The following is a 23,461-nucleotide window of genomic DNA, read 5'->3' as shown; positions in this document are numbered from 1 at the left end:
CCAGCGGGCTTCGGCTTGTGGGAAGCCCCGTCGTTTACCACGGGGAGGAGGTCACGCCGCGGTCGTCAACGGTATCGAGCCCGGATTCGGCGTCTATGCGAATCTCGATCAGGACTGCTACACCGTGAACGGCCTGCTCAAGGCGGAACAACTACCCGATGACGCCGCCGAGACCGACTTCAGCGAGGGCGACCGACTGACAGTCTACCTTCGCGATCGGTCGAATACCGACGCCACCGACGCTCGTGACGTTGACCTGGAGTTCGTGCTAGCCCCCCGGACCGTGGCCGAGCGATACTCACCGGCGGCCGCCGAGCCGTATGCTGCATCCCACCGGGAGATCCTCCCGGGAGAGGATGCCGACGAGACGACCCCAGCGGTGACGCCAGACCCCGAGGAGGAGCTCGACGCCGACCCGGACGCGATGCTCCTGGACCCGCCAGAGGAAGTCCGGGCATCGGTCACGCCCACCAGTCACGCACGGGACCGGTACGCCTCCCGAGTCCGGTGTCCCGAGAGTGACCGCCCCTCGCTCGAAGCGGCCTGGCGCTCCGCCGTGCCTGTCGACCCCAAGCCGTTCGCTGAGGCGGACGGCGATGGCGGGGCTCCCGATGCCGTCAGATACGCCCCCGAATTGAACGTAGCCTTCATTCGCCGCGGCGAACGGGTGCGGACGGTCCTCCACGGGTTCGGGTTCAGTTATGACATGGTTGCCACAGTCAAGACCTTGGGACACGACCCGAAGCCCGGCGAGGATAGCGTTCGGGTGCCCACGAGCGAGCAGTCGGTTCGTCCGGCCGTTCGCCCGGTTCTAGATGCTGAACGGCAGACCGATACGGCCTCGGTGACGGACTCGCGGGCTCGTAACCCGCCAGGGTTCATCGACGAGTGGCCGGCGCCGGACCCGCGGCCGCCTGTTGACGCCGTCGGGACGACGGCCGTGGTCCGTCGCGTGCCTCGGGCTGTGCCGGAGAAGACGGCGCCCGCCATCGAGCGGCTACCGCCGGAGCCCCGAACGCCACCAGGAGCCGTCGAGACAGAGGCTGCAGTCAAGTCGTACACAACCCCGACAGCTACCAAGGGCTCACCAGAGACAGAGGCCTTGAGCAAGAGTGGGAATCTCCGCTCGTTCGACAGAGTTCGCGAGGAGTTGGACCGACTGGAAGCCGCCGGACACGACGTGACCGGCCTGCGTATCGAGGACGTCGAGGCGGTGTGTGCGGACTGTGGGCTTGTCGTGTCGATCGATGCCCTGGAGCGGAAACCGGGGCTGAAGGCGCACGCCCCCGAGGGCAGTGAGCGCGACGGTGAATGGGCGGTCGAGCCGACGAAGGAGCTGCAGGTCGACAAGGGGCTGCATACAACGTTCTTTCTCTCGACGGACGGGAAGGGGAATACGCTCTCCCCGGAGCGGAAGGACAAGATGGAGCGGCTTCGGCGGCGGCACAAGCGCTTCACGATGCACGACAAGCGGGACAAGCGTCTGAACGAGGGGTTCCGCGATATCGGGATGCTCGGGGCGAATCTTGAGTTGCCCGAACACGTGACGACGGATGCGTCGCGGTACCTGGAGGCCGCGAAGGAGGCGCGGCTGCCGGGCGGCCGGATGGCCTGGGAGTCGCTGGCGGCCGGGGCGGTGCTACTGGCTGGCCGGAAGGCCGGTGTGGAGCGCACGCCGGCACAGATCGCCGAGCACGCGAAGACGAGTCGTGAACGGGTGTGTGCAGCCGTCCGGAAGATTCGGGTGCAGACCGACGTGGACGTGCCCCCGGTGCGAGACAGGGCGGTTGGTCGGGTAGTCGCCGCGCTGGACGATGAACTGGACGTGGCGACCGGCATCGACCTGGTCCGGGTCGCGGAGCGGCTGATGGATGTGACCGACAGGGAGGCAATCGCACCGGGCACGGCGCGGATGACCGTGGCTGGGGCGGCGGTGTATGCGGCAGACCGGCTGACCGATGGGAAGGCCGTGACCCAGGCCGACGTGGTCAGGGCAGTCGAGGCAACCGTGCCGACCTCCAGATGGAAGATTTCGAACTACTCGCGGGAGCTGCACGACGCGAGTGAGCGGCGCCACCAGCCGACGGCGGCAGTAGCTGGGCTGGTCGCGGACGACTGAGGAGGTGCAACCCCTTCGTTTCGACTCCACGGCCCCGCGTCCCCTCCGCCCCACCCTCCGCTCCGTGCTCGCTCGCTTCGCTCGCTGCGCGCGCAGCCACGACCTATTCGGTCGCAATCAACAGCGCAGTCGTGGCTGGAAGCCTTCGCCGTCTACCACAATTCGAGACACAGTTAACGCGACCCCACGCCTAGGGTGGAATCGGTGCGTGACCGGTCCTCGATGGGTGACTAACCAGTTAGCGTCCATCGTTATGCCGTCGCATCCAATCGGTCAGGAACGAGCGACGGTCCGCCCGGCGCTCGGAGAAGCCGTGCCCAGCAGAGGACGCCCGACGACCGGCCGCACCAGGTCCGCCGAGCGCCGCGGCTCGGCGCTCCTCGCGGCAGCGGTCGTCGTCACGCTGATCGTCGGCGCGGGACTCGTCCTGCCGGCGGCGGCCAGCGTGCCGGGTGGTGACGACGGTGGCGGTGACGCCTTCGCCGTCCGCGACCCGGCGGTAGTCGGGGCCACCATTCAGGCCTCGCAGGGCATCATCCCCCGGGCGACGTACCTCCACGCGCGGGAGGAGAACGACCTCGCCGCGACCCCGTTCCTGCTCTCCGACCTCGGCGTGCAGCCGGGTGAGACGGTCCGCATCGAGCGGCTGGGCGACTACGACAACGGCGGGGAGCAGGTGTTCGGGATGACGGCGGTGTTCAGCGTCAACGACACGCTGCTCGCGGCGTCCGAGCGCGACCGGCTCCCGGGTGCCGTCGACGCCGGGAGCGACTTCGTCACCAGCCCGACGTTCAACGGCGAGGAGGAGACGGACATCCCGGAGGACTTTCAGGTCGCGACGCAGGACGCCTCCTCGAACAGCACCACCGTCACCGTCCCCACCGACGCCCGGTACCTGTTCGTCTCGCCACAGGACAACCTCTTCGGCGACAACGACGACTTCGACGAGGATTACGGCTTCCGCACCACCGTCGTCAACGAGAAGCCGACGGCCGACTTCACCTTCTCGCCGTCGGACCCGAACGCGGGCGAGCAGGTCACCTTCGACGCTTCGGGGTCGTCGGACCCGGACGGGAGCCTCGTCGAGTACCGCTGGGACTTCGACGGCGACGACATCGCCGAGAAGACCACCAGCGACCCGACCGCGACCTGGACCTACGACTCGCAGCGCGGCTACACCATCGTGCTGACCGTCGAGGACGACGACGGCGCGACCGACCGCGCGTTCGGCGACATCGCCGTCGGGCCGCCCGGCCCGACCGCCCGCTGTACGGCGACGCCCGAGACGGTCGCGGTCGGGGAGGAGGTGACCATCGACGCCGCCGAGTCGAGCAACAGCGACAGCTACGAGTACGACTTCGACGGCGACGGCCAGCCCGACACCGACCGGCTCACCGTCGAGCAGGTGACGACCCGCTACGCCGAGCCTGGCCAGTACACGCCCGCCGTGACCGCGTACAACGGTTCGAGCGGCGAGAGCGACACCGCCGACTGCAACACGGTCACCGTCGAGCCGGAGAACCAGCGCCCGACCGCGGAGTTCAGCTACGACCCGCAACCGGCCGTTGCCACCGAGTCGACGACCTTCGACGCCTCGGCCTCGTCGGACCCCGACGGGAGCCTCGTCGAGCACCGCTGGGACTTCGACGGCGACGGGACTACCGACAACGCCACCACTGACCCCGTCACCGAACACCGGTTCCCGTCGTCTGCCGCCGGGAGCTTCCAGAACGTCGTCCTGACCATCGAGGACGACGACGGAGCCACGGACACGACCACCCGGGACGTCGAGGTGGTCGCGCCGATCCCGGAGCCGCGGGCGCGCTGTACGGCCCGGGCCACGACGGCGGGGACCGGCGAGCCCGTCACGCTGGACGCCGCCGAGTCCGCGAACTCCGACACCTACCGCTGGGACCTCGACGGCGACGGCACCCTCGATACGGACACCTTCGCGGCGCCGACCTACGACGCCGTCTACGAGGAGCCGGGCAGCTACCAGCCGTCCGTGCAGGTCCGGAACACCTCGACCGGCGAGACGGACACCGCCCCCTGTGGCGAGGTGACCATCGGCGCGAACGAGCCCCCGGTCGCCCGATTCACGCCCTCGACGACGCGGGCGCAGGTCGGCGTCCCGGTCACGTTCGACGGGCGCAATTCCACCGACCCCGACGGACAGATCGTCCGCTACAGCTGGGACTTCGACGGCGACGGGACGTTCGAGCGCAACACGACCCGCCCCGAGACGGACTTCCCCTACGGCTCGACGGGTCTGTACAACGCCGTCCTGCTGGTGACCGACGACGACGGCGCGACCGACCGGACGACCCGTGACCTCGTCGTCGAGCAGGTCCCGGCCACCGAGTGTACCGTCGAGCCACGGACGGTCGAGCCGGGCGAGCAGGTGGTCGTCGACGCCTCAGCGTCCGAGCGTGTCGTGTTCGTCGAGTTCGACACGGACGGCGACGGCGAGTACGAGCAGACCGACGAGACGGATTTCCGCGAGCCCGCCACCTACGACGAGCCGGGAACGTACCCGGTCCGGGTCCGGGTCCACGGCGAGGGGGTCGAGCCGACGGTCGTGGACTGCGGGACGGTCACCGTCGAGGGCGGGAACCTGCCGCCGCGCGCCGACATCGACCACGACCCGCTGTCGGCAGTCCCGGGGACCGTCATCACGTTTGACGCCGCGAACTCGCGAGACGCCGACGGGACCATCGTCGAGTACCGCTGGGACTTCGGCGCCGACGGAACCATCGACACGACGACGACCGGGCCGACGGTGACGAAGCGCTACCTCCAGCCGGGCGATTACACCGCCCGCGTGATCGTCGTCGACGACGACGGCGCGACCGACGAGGACGAGGACCAGGTCCCCATCGCGGTCGGCTTCGGGTTCGCCATCCCCGACCTCCCGGGCCTCGCCTGGGTCGTCCCGGCGCTCCTCGGCGGCGCGGGCGCGGGCTACGCCGCCTGCCGCGGGCGGGGTCGAGGAGGAGGCTGGCGCCCGCCGGACATCTTCCCACAGGGGTTCGGCGGCGGCAGTTCCGGCGGCGTCACCGCCTACGCCACAGGGACGTTCGAGACGCCGACCGCCTCCGAGACGGTGAGCCTCTCCGGGCTCGGCTTCGAGCCCGACCTGCTCCTGTTCACCGCCACCAACAACGTCGCGACGCCCCGCGAGGGCCCGCCGGACCACACGGACGGCTGGACCTACGGCTGCGCCCGGCGTGACGGGGGCGGGAGCGAGACCTTCACCCAGCGGTCGGTCAGCGTCGCCGACGACGTGAGCAAGACTGACGCCGCGGTCGGTGCCACCCACAGCGGCCAGGCACTCGACCTGCTCGTCTACGACGACGAGGCCGCCAACGGGCTCGCCGGCCGGGTCACCGCGACCGAAGGCGACGGCTTCAAGATGGCCTTCGACGCCGCCGCCTTCCCGGAGGGACAGGTCGACGACAGCTACGCCGTCATGTTCCAGGCGTTCGAGCTGTCGAGCGCGGACGACGTCGAGGTCGGGCACTTCCTCACCCCCACGACGCCTGGGAGCCAGGTCGTCGACCTCGGGGTCGAGGCCGACTACGTCATGCTCACCGCCACCAACGTCGTCGGTGAGGTCGACACCGCGACCGTGACCGACGGGCTGGTCGGCATCTCTCGGGGGGCCATCGCCGCCCACGGCACGCTCGACCAGCAGGTCGTCAACAGCACCGTCGACCCGTCGGGCGCAAACCACAACAGCTACGCCGCGTTCGACGACCGCGCGCTCCACCTCCTACACGGCCACGGCGACGTGACCGGCCACACGACCGCGCGGGCGACGCTACTGAGCGATCAACTCGAACTCACCTACCACGACCTGCCGGGCGGCCCGGGGGAGGAGCCCGAGCCGACCGTCGTCACGTACGTCGCCATCGACGCCGGCGGGGACCCGCCCGCCATCGGCCACGTCGAGGCCCCCGCGCCGGGGGCGTCCCGGTCGGTCGAACTCGGGGTCTCCCCGCAGCTGCTGGACTGCATCGCCTGCGGCGCCGACCGTGTCGGCGAGGAGCGGACGGTCGCCGAGAGCCCGCTCGCCTTCGGCTGGTCGCACGGCACCGCGATGCCCGACGGCCAGGGCGGCGTCATCCAGCACCTCATCCAGGGGACGCTCGACGCGACCACCGTCGCCGGCCACCTCCAGCCCGGGGCCGCGACTCCCCACGAGCCCGGCGACGACGCGAGCGGCCCGGCGGGCGGCACCGCCGTCGACGGCGGCACGCCCGAGGACGCTGGTGGCGCCGGCGCGGGCGACGGGACCGCGACGGTCATCGACCAGTCTGTCCCGCCGGGCGCCATCGCGCGGCTGCTCGCGATGGACGACAGCGGCCGCATCACCGGCGGCGAGGAGGTCCGCGCGACGGCGTTCCGGCCGGCCGGCTTCGACCTGGCGACGACCGGCGTCGGCTCCGACCGGTACGACGACGAGGGCGAGCAACGCCCCATCCTGTTCTACCACGCCTGGCCGCCGAACGAGTGAGGCGGGTGTCTAGAGGCCGCCACCCTCTCGCGACCCGTCGGCGTCGCCCACATCCGGCTCCTGCAGCACGTCGAATCGCAGACCGCTGGAGCCCTCGCCCCGCCCGATTCCCGCGCGACGCCCGGACCAGAGGTGCGTGCTGCCGCCGATCCAGCGGGCGAGCTGGTAGCTCCGCGTGACCGCGAGCCCCGCCCGGGTCAGCTCCTCGTCGTACAGCTTCAGGCCGGGCTCCAGCACCTCACCCGCCGGCTCGGGGATGCCGGGGTCGGCATCGAGGAGCCGCGATAGCTCGAACCGGAGGTCGCCGATCTCCCACGCCGCGTCGCCGTCGGCGGCGGCGCCCGCGGCCCGCATCCGGAGCGGGAACCAATGGTCCCGGACGTCCGTGACGAGCCGGTAGTCCGGGAGGCCCGGGTCCACGTCGCCCGGCGTCCCGATGAACTCGTTGGCCACCACGTCGCCGGTCGCGTCGCGGATGGTCACCTCGTCGGCACCCGCCCAGACCGGCCCGTCCCTGTCGGTCCGGCCCCAGTAGTACTCGTCGCCGACGGCGGTCCCGGTACCCGTGGTGAGCGTGAGCGTCTCGTCGGCATCGAGCCGGAGCGGGTCGCCGGAGCCGTCGCCGAAGATGTAGCTGTCGCCGTCGTCGGTCCCGACGCTCCAGCCGGCCACATCGAGGCTCGCCTCGCCCGTGTTGACGAGCCGGACCCACTCGTCGTCGGGGTCGGACGCGGGCGAGACGGCGTCGACGGCCAGTTCCGGGCGGCTGTACTCGCGCCAGCGCAATGGGTCGCCGACGGCGTCCTCGGTGACGAGTTCGATGCCGAACGCCATGTTCGCCAGTTCGTCGCGCGCGAGCAGGACGCGCTCGATGGGGTCGGACTCGTGGTGCTCGGCCAGCACGGGTGGCACCAGCAGCCCCGGGCGGTCGTGGCTCGGCAGGCCGGTGTGCATGAACGCGTTCCAGCCGTCGCTCCCCACGAGCGCGCCGCCGAGCGACCCCTCCGTGGCCTCCGTGCCGACCTCGTGGTCGGTACCGTCGTCCGTCGCGGTCGTGTGTTCGGTCGCCGGCGGCACCGACTCCACCACACCGAACGTATCGGTGACGCGACACTCCGTGATGCGCGTCAGCGACCCGATCGGCACGTCCAGCGGGACGGAGAACCAGTCGTTGCCGTACAGCGTGGCGAACTCCGTCACCAGGAGCTTGCCCAGCTCGCCCGGCCCGACGGTCATGTTCGCGAGGTTGACCCCGCCGTCCTCGAACTCCCACCACCGCGGCGAGGACATCCCGGGGAACGTCACCCGGGTCGGAAGCATCGAGAGGTCCGGCGGTGGCCCCTCGCCCGGCGGCGTCGACGGGTCCGGCGTCCCACCGTCGTCGGCCGCCATCCCGTCCAGGTCCGGCAGGTCGCTCCCGTCGGCACCGTCGCCGGCGAGGGAGGCCGCCGGGTCAGTCTCGACGGTGAAGTCGTCGCGGTCCAGCCGGCCGCCGGCGTACTCGTCGGCCCTGAAGACGGTCTCTGCGTCCCCGGCGCCGGTCGAGGCCCGGAACTGGTACTCCATCCGGTCGGCGGACCAGGCCCGGTCGCTCGTCGAGGCGGGTTCGTCGTAGAGGTCGGCGTACCAGTCGACGAACGCCTTCGCCGCGCGCTTGTAGGCGTCCGGTGCCGTCCCCGAGCCCGGATAGGGCAGGTCGACGGCGCCCCAGCTCACGCCAGTCCAGTCCTCGGCCGCGGCGATGTCGCCGTCGGCGGTGAGTCGCTCGTAGAGGCGGTAGCCGTCGAGCGCCCGGCCCCGCATCACCGAGAGGTACCGCTCGCCGGCGGTGTCGGTATCGTCGTCGGGCGGGTCGAGCAGGAGCGACCCCTCGAACGTGTTCGGGGCCGGGGCGCCGCCGGACAGCTCCGCGTCGAGCCTGGCGAGGAAGTAGCGGCCGGCCTCGGCCGCCACCTCGCGCCCGGGCTGGTCGTCACCGGCGGGCGTGGTGACCGTCTCGCGCTCCACCATCGCCTCCAGCGGTCCGTCCTCGTGGGGGTCGTAGTCGCGCGGGCTCGTCCCGTCACGGTCGGGGGCGAGTTCGACGCGTCCCATCGGGTCGTGGTCGCACCACAGCTCCAGCGTCACCGGCGAGCCGGCGTCCTCGCCGGCGAACTCCCCGACCTGCCACTGGCGACCCAGCAGCCAGAGCGGGTCGTGCAGCTCCGCGCGGAGCCCGCGCGTCATCGTGTCGTCGCGCGTCGTCGGCGAGAGCCGGTGCCACATCGTCACCGACCGCACGTCCTCGCCGTAGCGGGTCACGAACCATCACCTCCGAGGTCCAGCCCGCCGGTGCGGACGGTGCTGCTCCAGGCCCCGAGGTCGTCGTACCGTCCGAACAGCTCCATCCCCTGTATCTGTCGCAGGTAGCTCCGGTACTGTGCCCGGATCTCACGGGCGATGGACTGGTACTCGCCGATGCGGTCCACGTCGATGGACGGCGCGTCCGGGAGGCTGTCCTCCATCGGCTCGTTCCGCGGGAACGACAGCATCGGGAGCAGCGGCCCGAAGTCGTCGAGATCCTCCAGGTCGACCATCCGAAGCTTGAACAGCTCCATCGTGTCGGCCATGACCGTCCGAAGGGCGTCCTCGCTCCACTCGCCGTCCTCGGGCGGCATCGCGAGCAGGAGCGACTGGGGCGCGGCGGCCGCCGGGTCGTCGTAGTTCAGCGCGACGCCCGTCTCCTGGGTCGCCGTCGGGACGTGCTCGACGAGTTCGTCGACGAACAGCCCGGTCAGCTGGCCGGTCGAGAACTCGCCGTCGAACGCGGTCGCGTACTGCGCGACCAGCGACAGCCGCCCGGGGTCGGGCTGCTCGTCGTCGAGCCCGGCCCACAGGTCGTCGGCGCGGTGGGGCACCTGCCCCACCTCGAGGTCGCGGTAGCGCTGGCCGGAGACGGCCTCCGCGTAGCTCAGCGCCCGGCGGAACGTCGCCGGCTTCTCGCGCAGCCGGGCGACCCGCTGGAGCCACGTCTCCGCGGCCAGCGGGTCGCCACCCTGGAGCGCCGTGCTCCGGGCGAACGTCGCGTCGAGTTCGTTCCCGTTGGTCGGCGTGAACGGCGGCAGCACGCGGAACTCCTCGCCGAAGACGGCCTCCAGCCGCTCGCGCTGCCCCTCGACCGTCGGCTCCGGGCCGGGTCCTCCGGGCGGCGTGGGGGCGAGTGCGGCGGCTGCGTCGTGTCGCTCCGCGACCCGCTCGAGGACGGCCTCGGCCTGCGGGACCAGCGCCGCGAGGTCGTCGGGGCTGCCGCCGGCCGGCGACCCCGGCGTGCTCCCGTGGATGCCGAAGTACGAGGCCCGGAGCATCCCGCGGCGGAGCGTCTCGAGCAGCCCACGGCGGAACGCGAGGGCGAAGGCGCCGGCCTCGCGCCCGGCCCGCAGGTGGCCGAGCTGGGTCGCCGTCATCGTCGCGAGCGTGTCCAGTCGCCCGTCCATCTCGGTGCTGAACGCGCCCCAGCGCCAGGACCCGCCCCCGCCGGGCGTCGGACCCGCATCCCCGGCGTCGAGCGGCGACTCCGGCGAGAGGTCGGCCGCCGGCCCGACGGCGAACAGGTACTCGTCCAGCCCGTTCCGGTGGAACGCTGCCAGCAGCACACGGAGGTCGGTGACGGGGTCGCCGGCCGGCGAGTCGCCGGGGGCGAACGCGTTCGAGAGGTCGAACGTGTCGGGTCCGTCGTCCCCGAGTCGACCCAGGTCTCGGTACTCGATGTCGGTCTTGATGCGCTCCATCCAGAGCGCGTCGTCGTCTGTCTCGTCGCTGGGCGTCACATCGGTGGACGCCTCGCCGTCGGACGTCTCCTCCTCCCGCCCCCGGTCGAGGAGCTGGTAGTCCAAGTTGTGGTACGGGGGCTCGACACCGGCGTCGTCGGCCACGTCGTCGATGGCGGCCAGCCGGTCGAGCAGGGGTCGCCGGACGAGCCGTCGGAGGTCCGCCGCGAACGCCCCCTGCTCGTCCTCGGGGAACGCCTCGGGCTGGCACAGGAGCAGCCGGAGGTTCCGCGCGAACCCGGCGGGGTCTTGGAGTCGCCCGGCGAAGTCGGGATCCGCGAGCACCGACGGCAGGTAATCGAGGAGGGCCGACAGGTACCGGACCAGCCGCTCTGCGTCGGCGTCGCCGTCCGGGAGGACCCCGTCGGCCTCGTCGCGGAGGAACGACTCGAACGCCGGGGACAGGGTCGCGTCGAAGCTGTCCTCGAAGGCGTATTCGGGGCGGGCGGCGATGCTGGCGAACTGACCGACCACGGCCGGGTCGGTGCCGGCCGCCCGGTCGTGCCAGAGCCGGAGCGGTGCGCTCCGGTCCGGCCGCCCGGTCACGTCGAACAGGTCGTCGACCCGGAGCCGTTTCACCGGCGTCAGCGCGCGCTGGATGGCCGCGTCGACGGCCGTGAGGTCGAGCGACTCCAGCGCCGCGTCGTTCCCGTCCGCGAGCAGCGCCGCGACGGTGTCGATGTCGGCCTGGGTGGGCCGGTCGTCGCTGGAATCGCCGTGGACCTCCTGGAACAGCCCGCGCTCGTCGTCGACGGCCGGCCAGTCGACCCCGTTCGTGACGCGCCCGTGGAGCCGTCCCGCCGGCGCGTCCGGCCGGTACGGGTCGAACGAGCCGGCGTGCTCGGCCAGCCAGAGCAGTCGCGGGAGGACGGCACCCGACTCGACGGCCGCCGCGGGGTCCGGCTCGACGTAGGCCGTCGTCTCGGCGACCGTATCGCCGCTCCGCGTCGCCGTCAGCTCGACAACCGACCACGGGCCCAGGCCCGAGAGGTCGACGGTGACGTCGAACGCGCCCAGTCGGTCGGTCGTCACGCCCGCCGACGGGCGGAGGGTGGTGCCGTCGGCCGTCTCGACGGATACCTCAACGTCGGCCTCCGGCGGGCCCGTGCCCGCGATGGACTGGCCGCTCGCAGCCGTGACTGCCACCGCATCGGCGGGGAAGGCGACCCGGCCGGTCGCGACCGACCGGAGCTGTCCGTCGTCCGTCGTCGTCACCGTCACCGTGAAGCCGGTGCCGGGGCGGACGTCACCGAAGTCCAGGTCGACCCGGAACCGCCCGTCTCCGTCGGTCTCGTCGGTCTCGGCCCGCTCGAACCACGTCCCGGCGGACCGGCTCCAGGCCCGGACCTCCACGGCCGCGTTCGCGACGCCCGCCTCGCCCGCGATGGCCTGGCCCGGAGCGGGCGTGGCCACGAGGTCGGCCTCGACGTTCGCCGCACGGTGCGGGCCGGCGGGGAGAGTGGCGTCCAGCGCCCGCAGTTCGCTCGCGAGCGCGTCGTCGTCGGCCTGCATCGCGTCGTTCGCGCGGCTCGCCGCGGGGCCGACGCCGTCGACGGGGGCCGCGTCGAGGAACCCGTGGAGGTCGTCGTGGAGTGCGGCCACGTCCTCGTGGAGCGGTGTCTCGCCCTCCGGCGCCGTCAGTCGCGCCACGCGGTTGTCGACGAGTGCGCCGGTCGCGGCCAGCGCCGACTGCGCCGTGTCCGCGCGCGAGGCGAGTTCGGTCGCGCTCCGGTCCGTGTGGCCCGAGTCGGTCTCGCTGCCCGGATGCGCCAGATCTCCCGCGTCCAGCGCGCGCCCGTCCTGTACGACCTCGCGGACGGCCCTCGTCACCTCCAGGAACTCCGCCACCGTCAGCGGGTCCGGGCCGGATGCCGACGGCGACAGCTCCTGGAACTGCAGCCGGACGGTCGCCTCGTCGGGCACCGGGAGCGCCCCCGGCGCCCGGTCGGGCCGGTGCCGGAACAGGTGGTACTGCGTGTGCTGTTCCAGCTGTGACGCCCCGGACTGCTCGTTCTGCTGGGTGAGGTAGAGCGCGTCCAGCGGCGACAGTTCGAGGTCGTCCAGCGTCAGGTCCGCGTCGACCACGTGGCGGACCGCCTCGGGCTCGGCCGGCCACACCCGGTACAGGAGTGGCTGGTCGCCGTCGGCGACCGCCGAGAACGTGAGCGTGAACCCGTCGTCGGAGACGTTCGAGACCCGGACCTCGTCCCGGCCGGTGACGGCGCCGTCCCCGCCGAGCGCGGCCAGCGAGACGGCCTCGCCGCGTTCGTGGCCGCCTGCGGACGCGTCGGCGCCCGGGCGCGTCACGTGGCTCACCGCCCCCTGGTCGGCGACGCCCGTGGCGACGCCGTGGGACCAGCCGCCGGTCGCGGCGCCGCTCGCGCTCCCGGTCGCGTCGACCGACGGGAGCGCGACGACCTCGACGAGGCCGGGGCGGAAGCCGGTCGATACCGTCTCCGTCCCGCCTTCCGAGCGCTGCCCGGAATCGACGACCCCGACGGCGGGCGTGGGGACCGTCTCGGCCGTCTCGATGGCCACGTACGTCACGGGGCGCCTGGCGTCCGCCGCGTCGCCGGCGTGGACCGAGTGGTATCGGAGGTCCAGGCTCCCGTCCAGCCCCGTGACCTCGGCGCTGGTCGACCCCGCGACCGAGGACCCGGAACCGTACAGCAGGTGCAGTGCCCGGTCGTCACGGACGCCGGCGACGTGGGCGCCCGACGCCGGGTCGACGCTGCTGGCGGCCGCGTGCTGGGAGAGCCCCGAGTCGGCGCTGGCCGCCCCCTGCGAGAGCCCTGCCGCACCGGTCGTGGTCCGGGCCGCATCGGTGGCCGTCGGGACCGTCCCGCCGGCGAGGAACACGTGGTCGGCGTCGTCGAGGTGATCGAACGCCACCGACTGCGTGCCCGTCGCCGACGGCGTCGTGAACGTCCCGACCTCGACGGTCGCCGCGTCGCCGAGCGCGTACGCCCGGTAGGAGACGACCAGGCCCTCCGGTGCGCCGTCGGGGGACGTCACCGTCGGGAACGAGACGTCGAACCCGGCCGCCGTCGGCGTGAGATGCCCGCGAACGTCGCCTGCCGTCCCGCCGGCCTTGTGGAGATGTGCGGCGAACGCTGCGTCGTCGCGGACGCGGCCGCCCGCCTCGCTCCCCTCGAGGTCGGCGCCGACGCTCACCGACCGCTCCACGACCGTCCCGCCGGGCTCGCTGTACGCGACGCCGTGGGTCCAACCGGGACCCGCCGCCGCGACGCCGGACTCGCCGACCGGGTGCGCGGCACTCAGCACCACGAAATCCGGCTCGAAGTCGAGCGACACCGACACCGTTCCGGGCTCGGTCGGCGTGGTGAACGTCCCCGTCTCGACGGTCCGGTCGACCTCCCACTCGAACGCCGCCGCACAGGAGACCCGGTCGGGGGCCGGCAGCAGGTCGCCGACCCAGGCGTTCAGCGTCGCCTCGCCCGCCGGCCGCATCTGGACGTCGGGGTCGGCGTCGCCGTCCGCCGCCGCGCGCAGGCCGGTCGTCGTCCCCGAGAGGGTCGGGAGCGTCGTCGGCTGGACCGCGGCGGTGTCGTACTGCCACTCGGTCGGGGCCGCCTCGTCGCCGAACAGCACGACCTGTCGGTGCTGGACACCCGTCGCGTCGCGGGGCGTCTCGGTCACCTGCGGGTCCGGGACCGCCTCGCCCTTGACGAGGTCGTCAATGCCGGCGCCCGCCCGCTGGAAGTTCCCCTGCCCGATCTGGTGGACGTTCTCGGCCAGCAGCAGGTCCGTCACCGCGTCGACGATGGCGTCGAGTTCGTCCAGCAGATTCACCAGTTGCTCGCGCTCGGCGGTCGAGACGGCGTCGGCGAGCGTCGTGTCGCCGGCGTCGATGGTCCGGAAGAACCGCGCCTCGTTGCCCTCGTCCCGGGCGTCCTGCCACGCGGTCAGGAGCTGATAGCCGTCGACCACGTCGCTCTGGGCGCTGGGGTCGTCCGTCCCACTCCCACCGTGGTCGAGTTGCCCGGCGACCGCCGGGTACGCCGTCCGGAAGGCGAACTTGTACTGCACGAGGTTGATGCTCCCGCTCCGGTGCTGGCGGTACCACCGGGTCCGCTCGAGGAGCCGCCGCTCGAAGCGGTAGCCCAGCAGGTCGCCGAGCAGCCGCCCCTGCCGGATGCCGTCCAGCACCTCCTTCGCGGCCCGCACTCGTCCGGGCGAGAGGTCGATGTCGAGCAGGTCGGCGAGCCCGCCCTCGCCGTCGTCGTGGTGCTTCCGGGCGCTGCGGAGGATGGACGCCGTCGTTGCCTGCTGGGGCGACGGCGTGTGGATGTACTCGGCCTCCTCGCCACCCGCCGAGGAGGGCACGCCCGGCACGTCCGCCTGGGCTGCAAGTTCGTCCGAGACGAGGTTCTCGACGAAGCCGTACCCGCCGACGTAGGTGACCGGCTCGTCGGTGGTGACGGCACCCTCGCCGCCGCTCGATCCGCTCCAGACCGCTTGCGAACTCGAGAGGCTGCCGTACTCCTCGGCGACGGCGGCCTCGTCGAACAGGTCCGTGTCCACCGCGAGGGACTGGTTCCCCGCGACAAGGCCGCCGTCGCCGCCGCTCCCGGACGCCCAGTTCGCCGGGCGGTCCTCGGTCCCCTCGCCGCGCCGGAACTGGTCGCCGACGAAGGCGTACTCGGCGCCGTCGTAGAGGTCGACCTCCTGGCGCTCGCGGTGCTCGAACAGCCGCCGGGTCGCCAGCGAGGTCCACCAGGCGTCGAGCCGGTGGCTCGCCAGGTCCAGCGTCTCGACCAGCAGCCGTTCGAGACCGCTCGCGTCCGTCTCGAACCGTCGCTCGAGGTACTGCAGGCTCTCGAAGAACTCCCGCAGCCGCGGGTCGGCCGCCGGCTCGTCGTCAAGCGCCCCGCAGCCACCGGCGTACGTGGTCGAGGGGTCCTCGGCGGGCGAGCAGGTACAGGAGAGGATATCGAGGTACGTCTCTCCCGCCCAGGGCTCGCCGACGTGGTCCGGGACCTCGTCGTGGAGGGCGTCCCAGACGGTGCGCCGGTCCTCGTCCTCGCCCTTCCGGACGTGGACCGAGGGGTCCGGCACTGGGCGCTGCCGATGCGGGTCCGTGTCGTCGAGGTCGGCCGAGAGCAGCCGGTCGACGCCGTCGCTGGCCAGCGGCTCGTCCCACTTCAGCCCGAGCCGGATGCGGCCGCCGACGTGGGCCTGGACCGTCGCGAAGCGGGTGAGCTGGCGGAACAGCGAGTGTTGCAGGGCCAGCCCGTCCGTCCCGCCGAGAGCGATGGCCTTCATCAGCTCGCCCGCACTGGCGTCGTCCGGCAGGGAGATGGGGAAGTCCGCCGGGTCCCCGTACGACCCCTCCATCACGGCATCGCGCATCAGCTGGTCGAGCTTGCCGTGTTCGGGCCCCCGCTCGATGACGTCGTACGCCAGCTGCCGCTCGGTCAGCGCCTCGACGGGGATGTCGAGGTCCAGGACCTCCGCCACGCGCTGCTTGTCGACCGAGAACCGACCCAGGTCGAGGTCGGTCTCCAGCCCTTCGAGGAGCTGCCAGTCGGTCTCGTACAGCATCCGGAGGTACTCGCTCGGGTGGTCGCCCACCAGCAGCGGCTGCAGCAGGTCCGGCTCGTTCGGCCCGGGGCCGAAGTCCCACGGAGGTATCATCCACCCGAGCCGCGGGTCCAGCTCGGTCATGTCGTTCTGCTGGAGCATCGCCCGCACGTCCCGGTTCCGGGCGTTCGTGAACCGGTCCAGCACTCCCTGATTCACCTGGACGTTCGCGCGGAAGGCGTCGTACCCGGTGAACACCTCGCGAACGAACGCGTCACCGATCGCTCCACGCCGGAGGATGTCCTCGGCAGGCGACCCGTCCGCGTCCCCGTCGGAGCCGCCGAGCCGGTCGACGTCGTCCCAGGAGGCGCGCCACGCGCCACCGAACTTGCGGACCCAGTCGCCGACCCGCTCGGCGACCTGGTCGTCGACCCGGAACGAGCGCTGACGGGTCCGTACGCTCGCGCCGCCATCCGGCGAGAACGAGTCCTCGCCCGCCTTCGGGGTCCGGACGTTCGTCGTCTGCGGCACGACCGGGTCGTACGCGGAGCCGTACACGTCGGAATCGACCTGCGTCGCCGGCTCGTCGACCGCGGCCGAGTAGCCGCTGGCGCTGATGCCCTCGGCGAGGCCGCCGCTGGTCGCCGCGTCCTCGCCGGTGCCGCCCGCCGCGCCGCCGCCCGTGAGGTCGACGCCCTCGACGAGTGCCCCGAAATCCCGCGGCTGTCGCTCCGAGAGGTCCACCGACGCCCCACGGCCGTGCCCCGTCTCGAGCTGGTCGGCGGGGATGCGGTCGTACAGCGACCCACTCTCGTCGGCCGCCGGGAGCGACGCGACCGGGAGGACGCCGTACGGCTGCCGGCCAACCCGGAGCGGCGGGAACGGCCCGCCCGAGCGGACGTACTTGACGAAGTGACGCCGGTAGCCGTCGAGCCACTTCATCGACTCGCCGAGCGCCCGGAGCGGGGCATCCGGGAACGATTCCGGCTGAACCTGCTCGCCCCACGACTCCTGTCCCGCCCAGATGCTCGGGAGCCCGGTCAACCGGTTCGGCGTCAGCAGGTTCTGCAGGTAGTAGCCGATGGTCGCCGGCCAGAGGACGGAGTTCAGCTGTCGGGCCGTGGCCCCGGTCCGCGCGCCGGCGCCCTCGACGTGGGCGAAGACGTGGTCGTCACCGGGCGAGGCGATGCCGAGCGCCCGCGAGAGGATGTCGCCGTCGGTGAAGTCCCCGAACGAGGCGAGCGGCGGGCCACAGGCCACGTCGAGGCTCTTCGCCGCGTCGGCGGCGGGGCTGTAGCCCGCGTCCCGGTCGCTGTTGTTCGTCGGCGTCCCGCGCTCGAGGAACGTCAGGCCGTCGGTGTACCGGTGGCTCTCGAGCAGGTCCGCGATGGCGTCGGTGCTCTCGGCTCCTGTCATCGACCCGCGCACGCCCACGACGACGAGTTCCTCGAACACCACGTCGGCGGGATCGGTCCCGCCGAGGTCGTCGGGCGTGATGCGCAGCGCCATACCCGCCCGCTCCGCCGCCTCGTAGTCGACCATCCACTCCATCCCCTCGGGGACGTTCCGGTTGGTGGCGGCCTCGTCCGCCGGCGCGTCGACGCCGACACGCTCGGAACTCGGCCCGACCGCGAGCGGCTCCCGGACGGCCGTACTCGTCGCCTGGACGGTGCTGGTGGAGGCGTCCTCCCCGTTGCCGGGGCGTCGCCACGTCCCGATGGCGAGCCAGCGGTCGGGGAGGAGTCGTGCACGGGGCTGCCGGGCCCACGACCCCGGCCGGCGCTCGGCGGTCGGGAGCGCGAGGGCCGGCACGTTCGGGTTGGCGGGCGGCGAGCCCGTCGTCGGGTCGACCGACGACCCCTGTGGCCGGGGCCACGGCGCCGACCCGTCCGTCCAGCCGGCGAGCATCGTCTCCGCGTCCGTCGTCGGTGCCAGTTCGTGGACGAGATAGGCGCCTCGCTCCTCGCCGAAGCGGTCGACGAGCTGGCCCCAGGCGCGCTCTTTCAGCTCCCGGTAGCGCGTGACGTCGTCCGTCGAGAACCCGGCGAGGCCGTCGGCGAGGTCCGCGACGACGCCGCGCTCACGGACCGCGTCGGGCAGGCGGTCGGGGTCGTACGGGACCGTCCAGACGGGCACCGTCTCGCCCGCCGTCGTCGTCGGCTCCGACCCGCCGGCGTCCCGGTAACCCAGGACCGGAGCGTCCGTGTCGACCATCGTCCGGTCGATGGGCTCGGTCGCGCGCCGGTCGCGGGTCAGTGTCGCCGTCGCCGGCTGGCTCGCGTGGCAGGCGAACCACACCGTCGCCCAGAAGTTCTCGGCCCAGGTCTCCTCGTCGGCGGTCAGCTCCGGCTCGTGGCTGTCGATGTGGACCTGGTCCGGGTAGACCCGGATGCGGAGCTCCGAGGCGGTCGGCTCGGTCCGGTTGTACCGCTCGTCGCCCGGCCCGTCGTTGGGCGAGACGAACCGCGTCTCCAGCCGCACCGGGAGCAGCGCGACCGGCTCCTCGCCGAGCAGCGACAGGTCGTCGTCGAGCGTGTCGAGGTACTGCTGCTTCGCGCCGCGCCCGTCATCGGGGAGGCTGCCGTCGTCGGCGAACGCGTTGTTGAGTGCGGCCCTCGCCTCGTCCCGGGCGCCACGCGCCGCGGAGACGACGTGCTCGAACAGCGACACCAGCGCGGCCACGTCGTCGGTGCTCCCGTCCGTCAGGAGCGTCTCGAACGACGAGGCCAGCGCGTCGCTATCGACGTTCCCGCCGGTAGCGTACGCCCGGAGGTCCGCCACCAGCGACCGCACGTCGCTCGTAGTCGGCGAGAGCGAGGCGTCGACCACCGAGACCGTCCCGTCGTCGCCGTCGACCAGCGGCTCGGTCAGGTAGGCGAGACTCCCGGGGTGTGACCCGCCCTTGAGCCAGCGCCTGAACGTCTCGACCGCCGTCCCCGCGTCGTCGCCGGCGACGCCGCGCTCGGTCCGGTCCTGCCGTGTCTCCAGGCGCGAGCAGACCGCCGACGCCTGGCTCAGCTCGCTCTCGGCGCAAGCGAGGTCGGCCCGGTGGGTCGCGACGGTCTCGCGGGCGGACTCGCTCACGAGTCGTCACCTCCGCTGGACTCCTCGGTCGCAGCCAGCGCCACGTCGCTCGTCAGCATCGGCTCGACGTGGACCAGCCCGTCGCCGGACACGTCCGGCATCATGTCGTCGGCGTGGATGCAGACCCGGGCGGGGAGCTGCCAGGTGGTCCGGGCCATGTGCGCGCTGTTCAGCCCCCACGTCGCCGCGTTGTCGGCCGCCCAGCGTTCCTCGGGCGGCGCGTCGGCACCCGGTTCGCGGCCCTCGTTCTGTTGCTGCGAATCGGTCATCGTCCACCGCTGGCCGTCCGCGACGGCCCACGCCGGGTCGCCCCCGCCAGCGGGCCGGTCGTCACCGACGCGCACGTGGGTCTTCGCGTCGAGCTGTGACTCCGCCCCGACGAGGTGGCCCCACGAGAGCCCGCTCCAGCCGGCCTCGGAATCGCCGTTGTACGCCGTGGCGTCCATCCGCTTGACCGACCGGTCGCCGTTCGCGTCGGGCGGGCCGTGCGAGAGGCCGAACGGCATCCCGTACGGTTCGGGCCCTCGCTCCGCGCTCGCGAAGTCGCCGGGGCTGGCCACGTCGAGGCCGAACCGCGTCTCCCCGACCGGCTCCTCGAGGACGAAGAACCAGCCCAGATCGGTCTTCTCGCCGCCCTCGTCGATGGTCTCGCCCTCGGCCGCCGCCGAGCCGAGGTCGAACCCGAGGAACGTGATATCGGGGTCGAGCGTCCCCCGGAAGATGGGCTCCTTCGGCGTCCACCCCTCGAGTTGTGCCTCGTCGTACGCCCGGAACGTCTCGACGGCCTGCTGTGGGTCCCGGCGCTCCGCGAGCGCGGCTTGCCGGCGCCGCTCCAGCAGCGGCACGCGGTCCCAGTTCGTCGCCGCGCTCTCGTCGGTGTCCTCCTTGACCGCCTTCACCGCGTAGACGCGCGTGTTGTGGTACGCCCGGAGCAGTTCGCCGCGGACGACCAGGACGGCCAGGTTCTCCGGCGTGCTGGCCGTGTCGCCGGGCCCGTTCCCGCCGAGTTCGCTGTCGCGCCACTCGTGGAGCTTCCCCACGTCGTACTGCTCGTTGCCCTTCGTGTAGTCCCAGAACTGCCGGAAGTACGTCGCCCGGCGGTCGGTCGGGTAGCGCCGCCAGAGCAGCTCCCGGCCGAACTCGTGGTTCAGCCCGCAGAGGTACGACTCGATGAACTGCTGGTTGGTCTCCAGGACGCCGATGGTGTTCTTCGGGATGTCGGAGACGCCGGGGAGGAGGTACTCCTCGTCCAGTGTCTTCAGCGGCTCGTAGGCCGGCCGGTCGAACTCCGGGGCGGCCATGATGCGCCCGAGCTCCACCTCGCGCGAGCGGATGCCGGGGTGGATGTTCCAGGCCGCTCGCTGTTTCGTCCACTCGCTGGCGTCGAGCAGCCCCGGGAGCTCGGTCGTCCCGGACAGCAACTGCGTCCGCATCGACGCCACCTGCCCGTCGACCGGCGGCGTCCGGATGCGCGTCGGCTCCGTGAGCGCCGGGGACGGGACCGGGCCGACCGGCGCCGTCGACGACTCCGGCAGCTCCGCATTTACCTCCGCCTCCGCGGAGAGCGGCTGCGTGGGTGCGACGGCGCCGTCGATGTACTGCTCGATCTCGGCCAGCGTCGCCTCGATGTCGTCGATGGCGCGTGTCGCCTCGGTCACCTGCCCACGGAGCGCGGCCGGACCGGTGGGCTCCCGCGGCTCGGCGGGCGTTCCCTCCTCGGACTCGCGCTCGGCGCCGTGGGCCGGGGCGCCCGCCTCTCCGTCAGCCGGGCCACCTCCCTCGCCGTCCGTCTCCGCGATTCGGATCTGCTCGCTCACCTCGCCGACGATCTCGACGAGTCGCGAGTGGGCCGCCCGGAGCTCGCCGACGAGTTCGTTCTTGCGTCGGTCGGTGAACGCCGGGTCGAGTGCGTCCGGGGCGACGGCGACGAGCTTCGAGAGCTGCCGCCCGAGCGTCTCGAACGTGTTCCGCTCAATGGCCTCGCAGTAGTCCGCCACCGTCGGCTCCTCGGTCACCAGCGCCAGCAGTGAGGGTGGCTCGGTCGACTCTGCGCCCGTCTCGGTCTCACCTGCCTCCCTCGCCGTCTCCGTCTCGCTCGTCGCGGCCTCGCGCAGCCGGTCGTCCAGCCGCCCGAGTTGCTCGCGAGCGCTGTCGCAGTGGTCGTGGACGCTCTCGACCTGCAGGAGCGCCTTCGGGAGTACCGTTCGCTCGTCGTCGAGGTGTTCCAGGGCCGCGCCGAGTGCAAGCGGCTGGCCGTCCGGCCCGAGCCGCCAGTCCGGGAAGACGGTGTCGGTGTCCGAGGCCGGGTCGGGTGTCGCCTCGACATCCGCCTCCGTGTCGGGAGCGTCCTCGGTGGTGGCGGCGTCCCCTTCGACGGATTCGACGGTCGGGAGGGCGTCGCTCACGCGTGAGAACCGCGACCCCAGGTTCGTCCGGGAGTCGGTCCGGGGCTCCGACTGGAGGCGGTCGCTGACCCTCTGGTCGCCGGCCGTGTCGCCCTCCTGCCCGCGGTCGAGTTTGCCGCCACGCCGGGTCGCGCTCCGGAACGCGGGCGAGGCCGCCTGGACGAGCCTGGCGGCGGCCGTGGTCTCGTCGGTCGTCGCCACGCCGCCGTCCGTCAGCCCCGTCCCGTCACCGGTCAGCAGGTCACCGGCAGCCGCCGCGGTCGTCTCCTCGCTCTGCAGTTCCACCACCTGCCCCGCGACGCCGTCGCCCCCGACGCCGCCCGTGAACCGGGTGCCGGCGTCGCCGCCGGCGCTTCCGAGGCCAGCGTCCACGCCGCCGTAGTCGACGGTCCCGGGGTCCGTGTAGCCCTCGTCCGGATCGGTCGCGGGCCCGTCGGACAGCGGGTCGCGGTCGAGGATGCCCTCGTCGCGGAGCCGTCCGGCGGCGAGGATCTCGCGGTGCAGTTCCTCGATGTCGCGGACGCGCGAGCCGTAGCCGACGACGTCGTCGCCGAGGCCGTCGAAGCGGTCGGTCGCGTTCCCGCCGACCACGTCGCCCAGCTGTGCCCGTCCCACGCGCTCGTTCGCCAGTTCGAGGTCGCCGAACTGCTCCCACGCGACCGCCATCAGCTCCTCCTGGTTCTCCTGCACGACCGCCGTCCCGTAGCCGGCGGGGATGCGATGGAGTGGGTCGACGTTGAGCTCGTGGAACCAGGCGTCGAAGAAGTCGCCGCCCGTCGGCACGTCCGGCGGCTGCGGGACGCGCTGGTCGCTGAGCGTCCACCCCGCTTTCGACGGGAGGTACCACCGGCCGTAGATGGGCGGCCCGACGACGGGCACCTCGCTGCCGGGGTCGTTCAGCAGCCGCCGGAGCGTCGCCCGTTTCTGCCGGTCCTCGCCGCCGCTCGTCTCCGGGTACGGTGCCGCCGAGAGGCCGGGCGACTGCAGCGCGCCCCCCACCTCGCGGGTGAGGCCGCTGCCCTCCTTCAGGTCAACCGGGCCGGGGTCGCTCAGGTTCACCGTCCGGCTGCCGACGCCGTAGTCGTCGAGTTCACGCGGCGTGAGCTTCCGGGCCAGCGACTCGAAGTCGCCCTTGTCGCCCGTCGTGAACGACCAGCGGTGGTACACCGGCAGCGTGACCGTCGCCCCGTCGCTCGCCCCGTTCCGGGTCGGCCACGCGAGGTCAACCGTCGGCGGGGGCGCATCCGAGCCCCCGCTCGTCTCGAAGGGGGCCTTCCCGAGTCCGACGCGCCTGCCGGGTTCGAACGTCGGGACGAGGCAGGCCCGGTACCGGGTGTTCGGGTCGAGGTTCCGCGGGCAGAGCAGCCGCGCGACGCTCTGACTCGACCGGGTGGTGAACGCCCGCTCCAGCTGTCGCTCCGAGAGCTCCCCGACGACCTGGACGTGCGCCCAGGCCCAGCACTCCCCGACGGGGGGTAACTGCGTGACCGGGGCGGTCACGGTCGGGAGGGGCCGGGTCCCGGCGGCCTCGAACGAGACGTCGTCGCCATCGGCCTCGACGACGGCCAGACAGAGCCAGGGTCGGTGCTTGCCGCCCTTCGAGGGGTTCGCCCGCTCCGGGCTGAACAGCCACGGGAGGTCCGGCCGCGCGAACTCGACCAGCGGGAAGTAGTTCGGCGGGAACGTCGTGGTCTCGGGCTCGGGCTCGACGCGGACGACCTGCCGCTCGTCGATGCCCGTCACGTCCCCCGGCCCGTACATCCGGATGTCGACGCTGGGCTGGGTCTCGGCCGTCTCCCACGTCTCGGCGTCCGGCTGCTGCCCTTCGACCGTCAGGGCGACGCCGAACTCGGTCCGGCCCTTGAGCGAGGCCGCCCCCGACTCGAACGCCCGGTCCGCCGCCGGCCGGTAACCACGCCGGACGCTCGGGAAGAACTCGTAGCTCGTATCCAGTGCCGCCTTGGGGTTGGTGCCGTTGGTCATCATG

General features: G+C 72.6%; 5 protein-coding genes. 2 read left to right on the top strand and 3 right to left on the bottom strand.

The window, feature by feature from the left end; genetic code table 11:
- Positions 1 to 2,119 (top strand): transcription initiation factor IIB (locus tag DP107_RS16915; protein ID WP_238330920.1); only part of this gene is annotated, 2,119 nt, incomplete at its 5' end.
- Positions 2,120 to 2,432: 313 nt separating this feature from the next.
- Positions 2,433 to 6,635: a PKD domain-containing protein gene (locus DP107_RS16910; RefSeq protein ID WP_144263302.1), complete on the top strand. Its 4,203-nt coding sequence runs from the start codon at positions 2,433 to 2,435 to the stop codon at positions 6,633 to 6,635.
- Between the two features lie 9 nt (positions 6,636 to 6,644).
- On the opposite strand, the gene DP107_RS16905 is transcribed toward DP107_RS16910, so the two are convergent.
- The 3 genes from DP107_RS16905 to DP107_RS16895 are packed head-to-tail and all read right to left on the bottom strand — an operon-like array spanning position 6,645 to position 23,460.
- On the bottom strand, positions 6,645 to 8,936 hold the full coding sequence (locus tag DP107_RS16905) for a lamin tail domain-containing protein (protein ID WP_144263301.1): 2,292 nt from the start codon (positions 8,934 to 8,936) through the stop codon (positions 6,645 to 6,647).
- Complete coding sequence (locus tag DP107_RS16900) at positions 8,933 to 19,069, bottom strand: hypothetical protein (RefSeq protein WP_144263300.1); 10,137 nt, start codon at positions 19,067 to 19,069, stop codon at positions 8,933 to 8,935. Before DP107_RS16900 ends, DP107_RS16905 begins: the two co-directional genes overlap by 4 nt.
- On the bottom strand, positions 19,066 to 23,460 hold the full coding sequence (locus DP107_RS16895) for a hypothetical protein (RefSeq protein WP_144263299.1): 4,395 nt from the start codon (positions 23,458 to 23,460) through the stop codon (positions 19,066 to 19,068). Before DP107_RS16895 ends, DP107_RS16900 begins: the two co-directional genes overlap by 4 nt.
- Position 23,461 lies beyond the last annotated feature (1 nt).

This window comes from Haloglomus irregulare, assembly GCF_007421925.1.
GTDB lineage: Archaea > Halobacteriota > Halobacteria > Halobacteriales > Haloarculaceae > Haloglomus > Haloglomus irregulare.
Note: the sequence above shows the minus strand (reverse complement) of the source record. Positions and strands in the feature narration are given on the sequence as shown.

Coding starts and splice junctions, on each gene's coding strand:
- DP107_RS16895 (WP_144263299.1), bottom strand. CDS start 23,460: ATGATGACCAACGGCACCAACCCCAAGGCGGCACTGGATACGAGCTAC.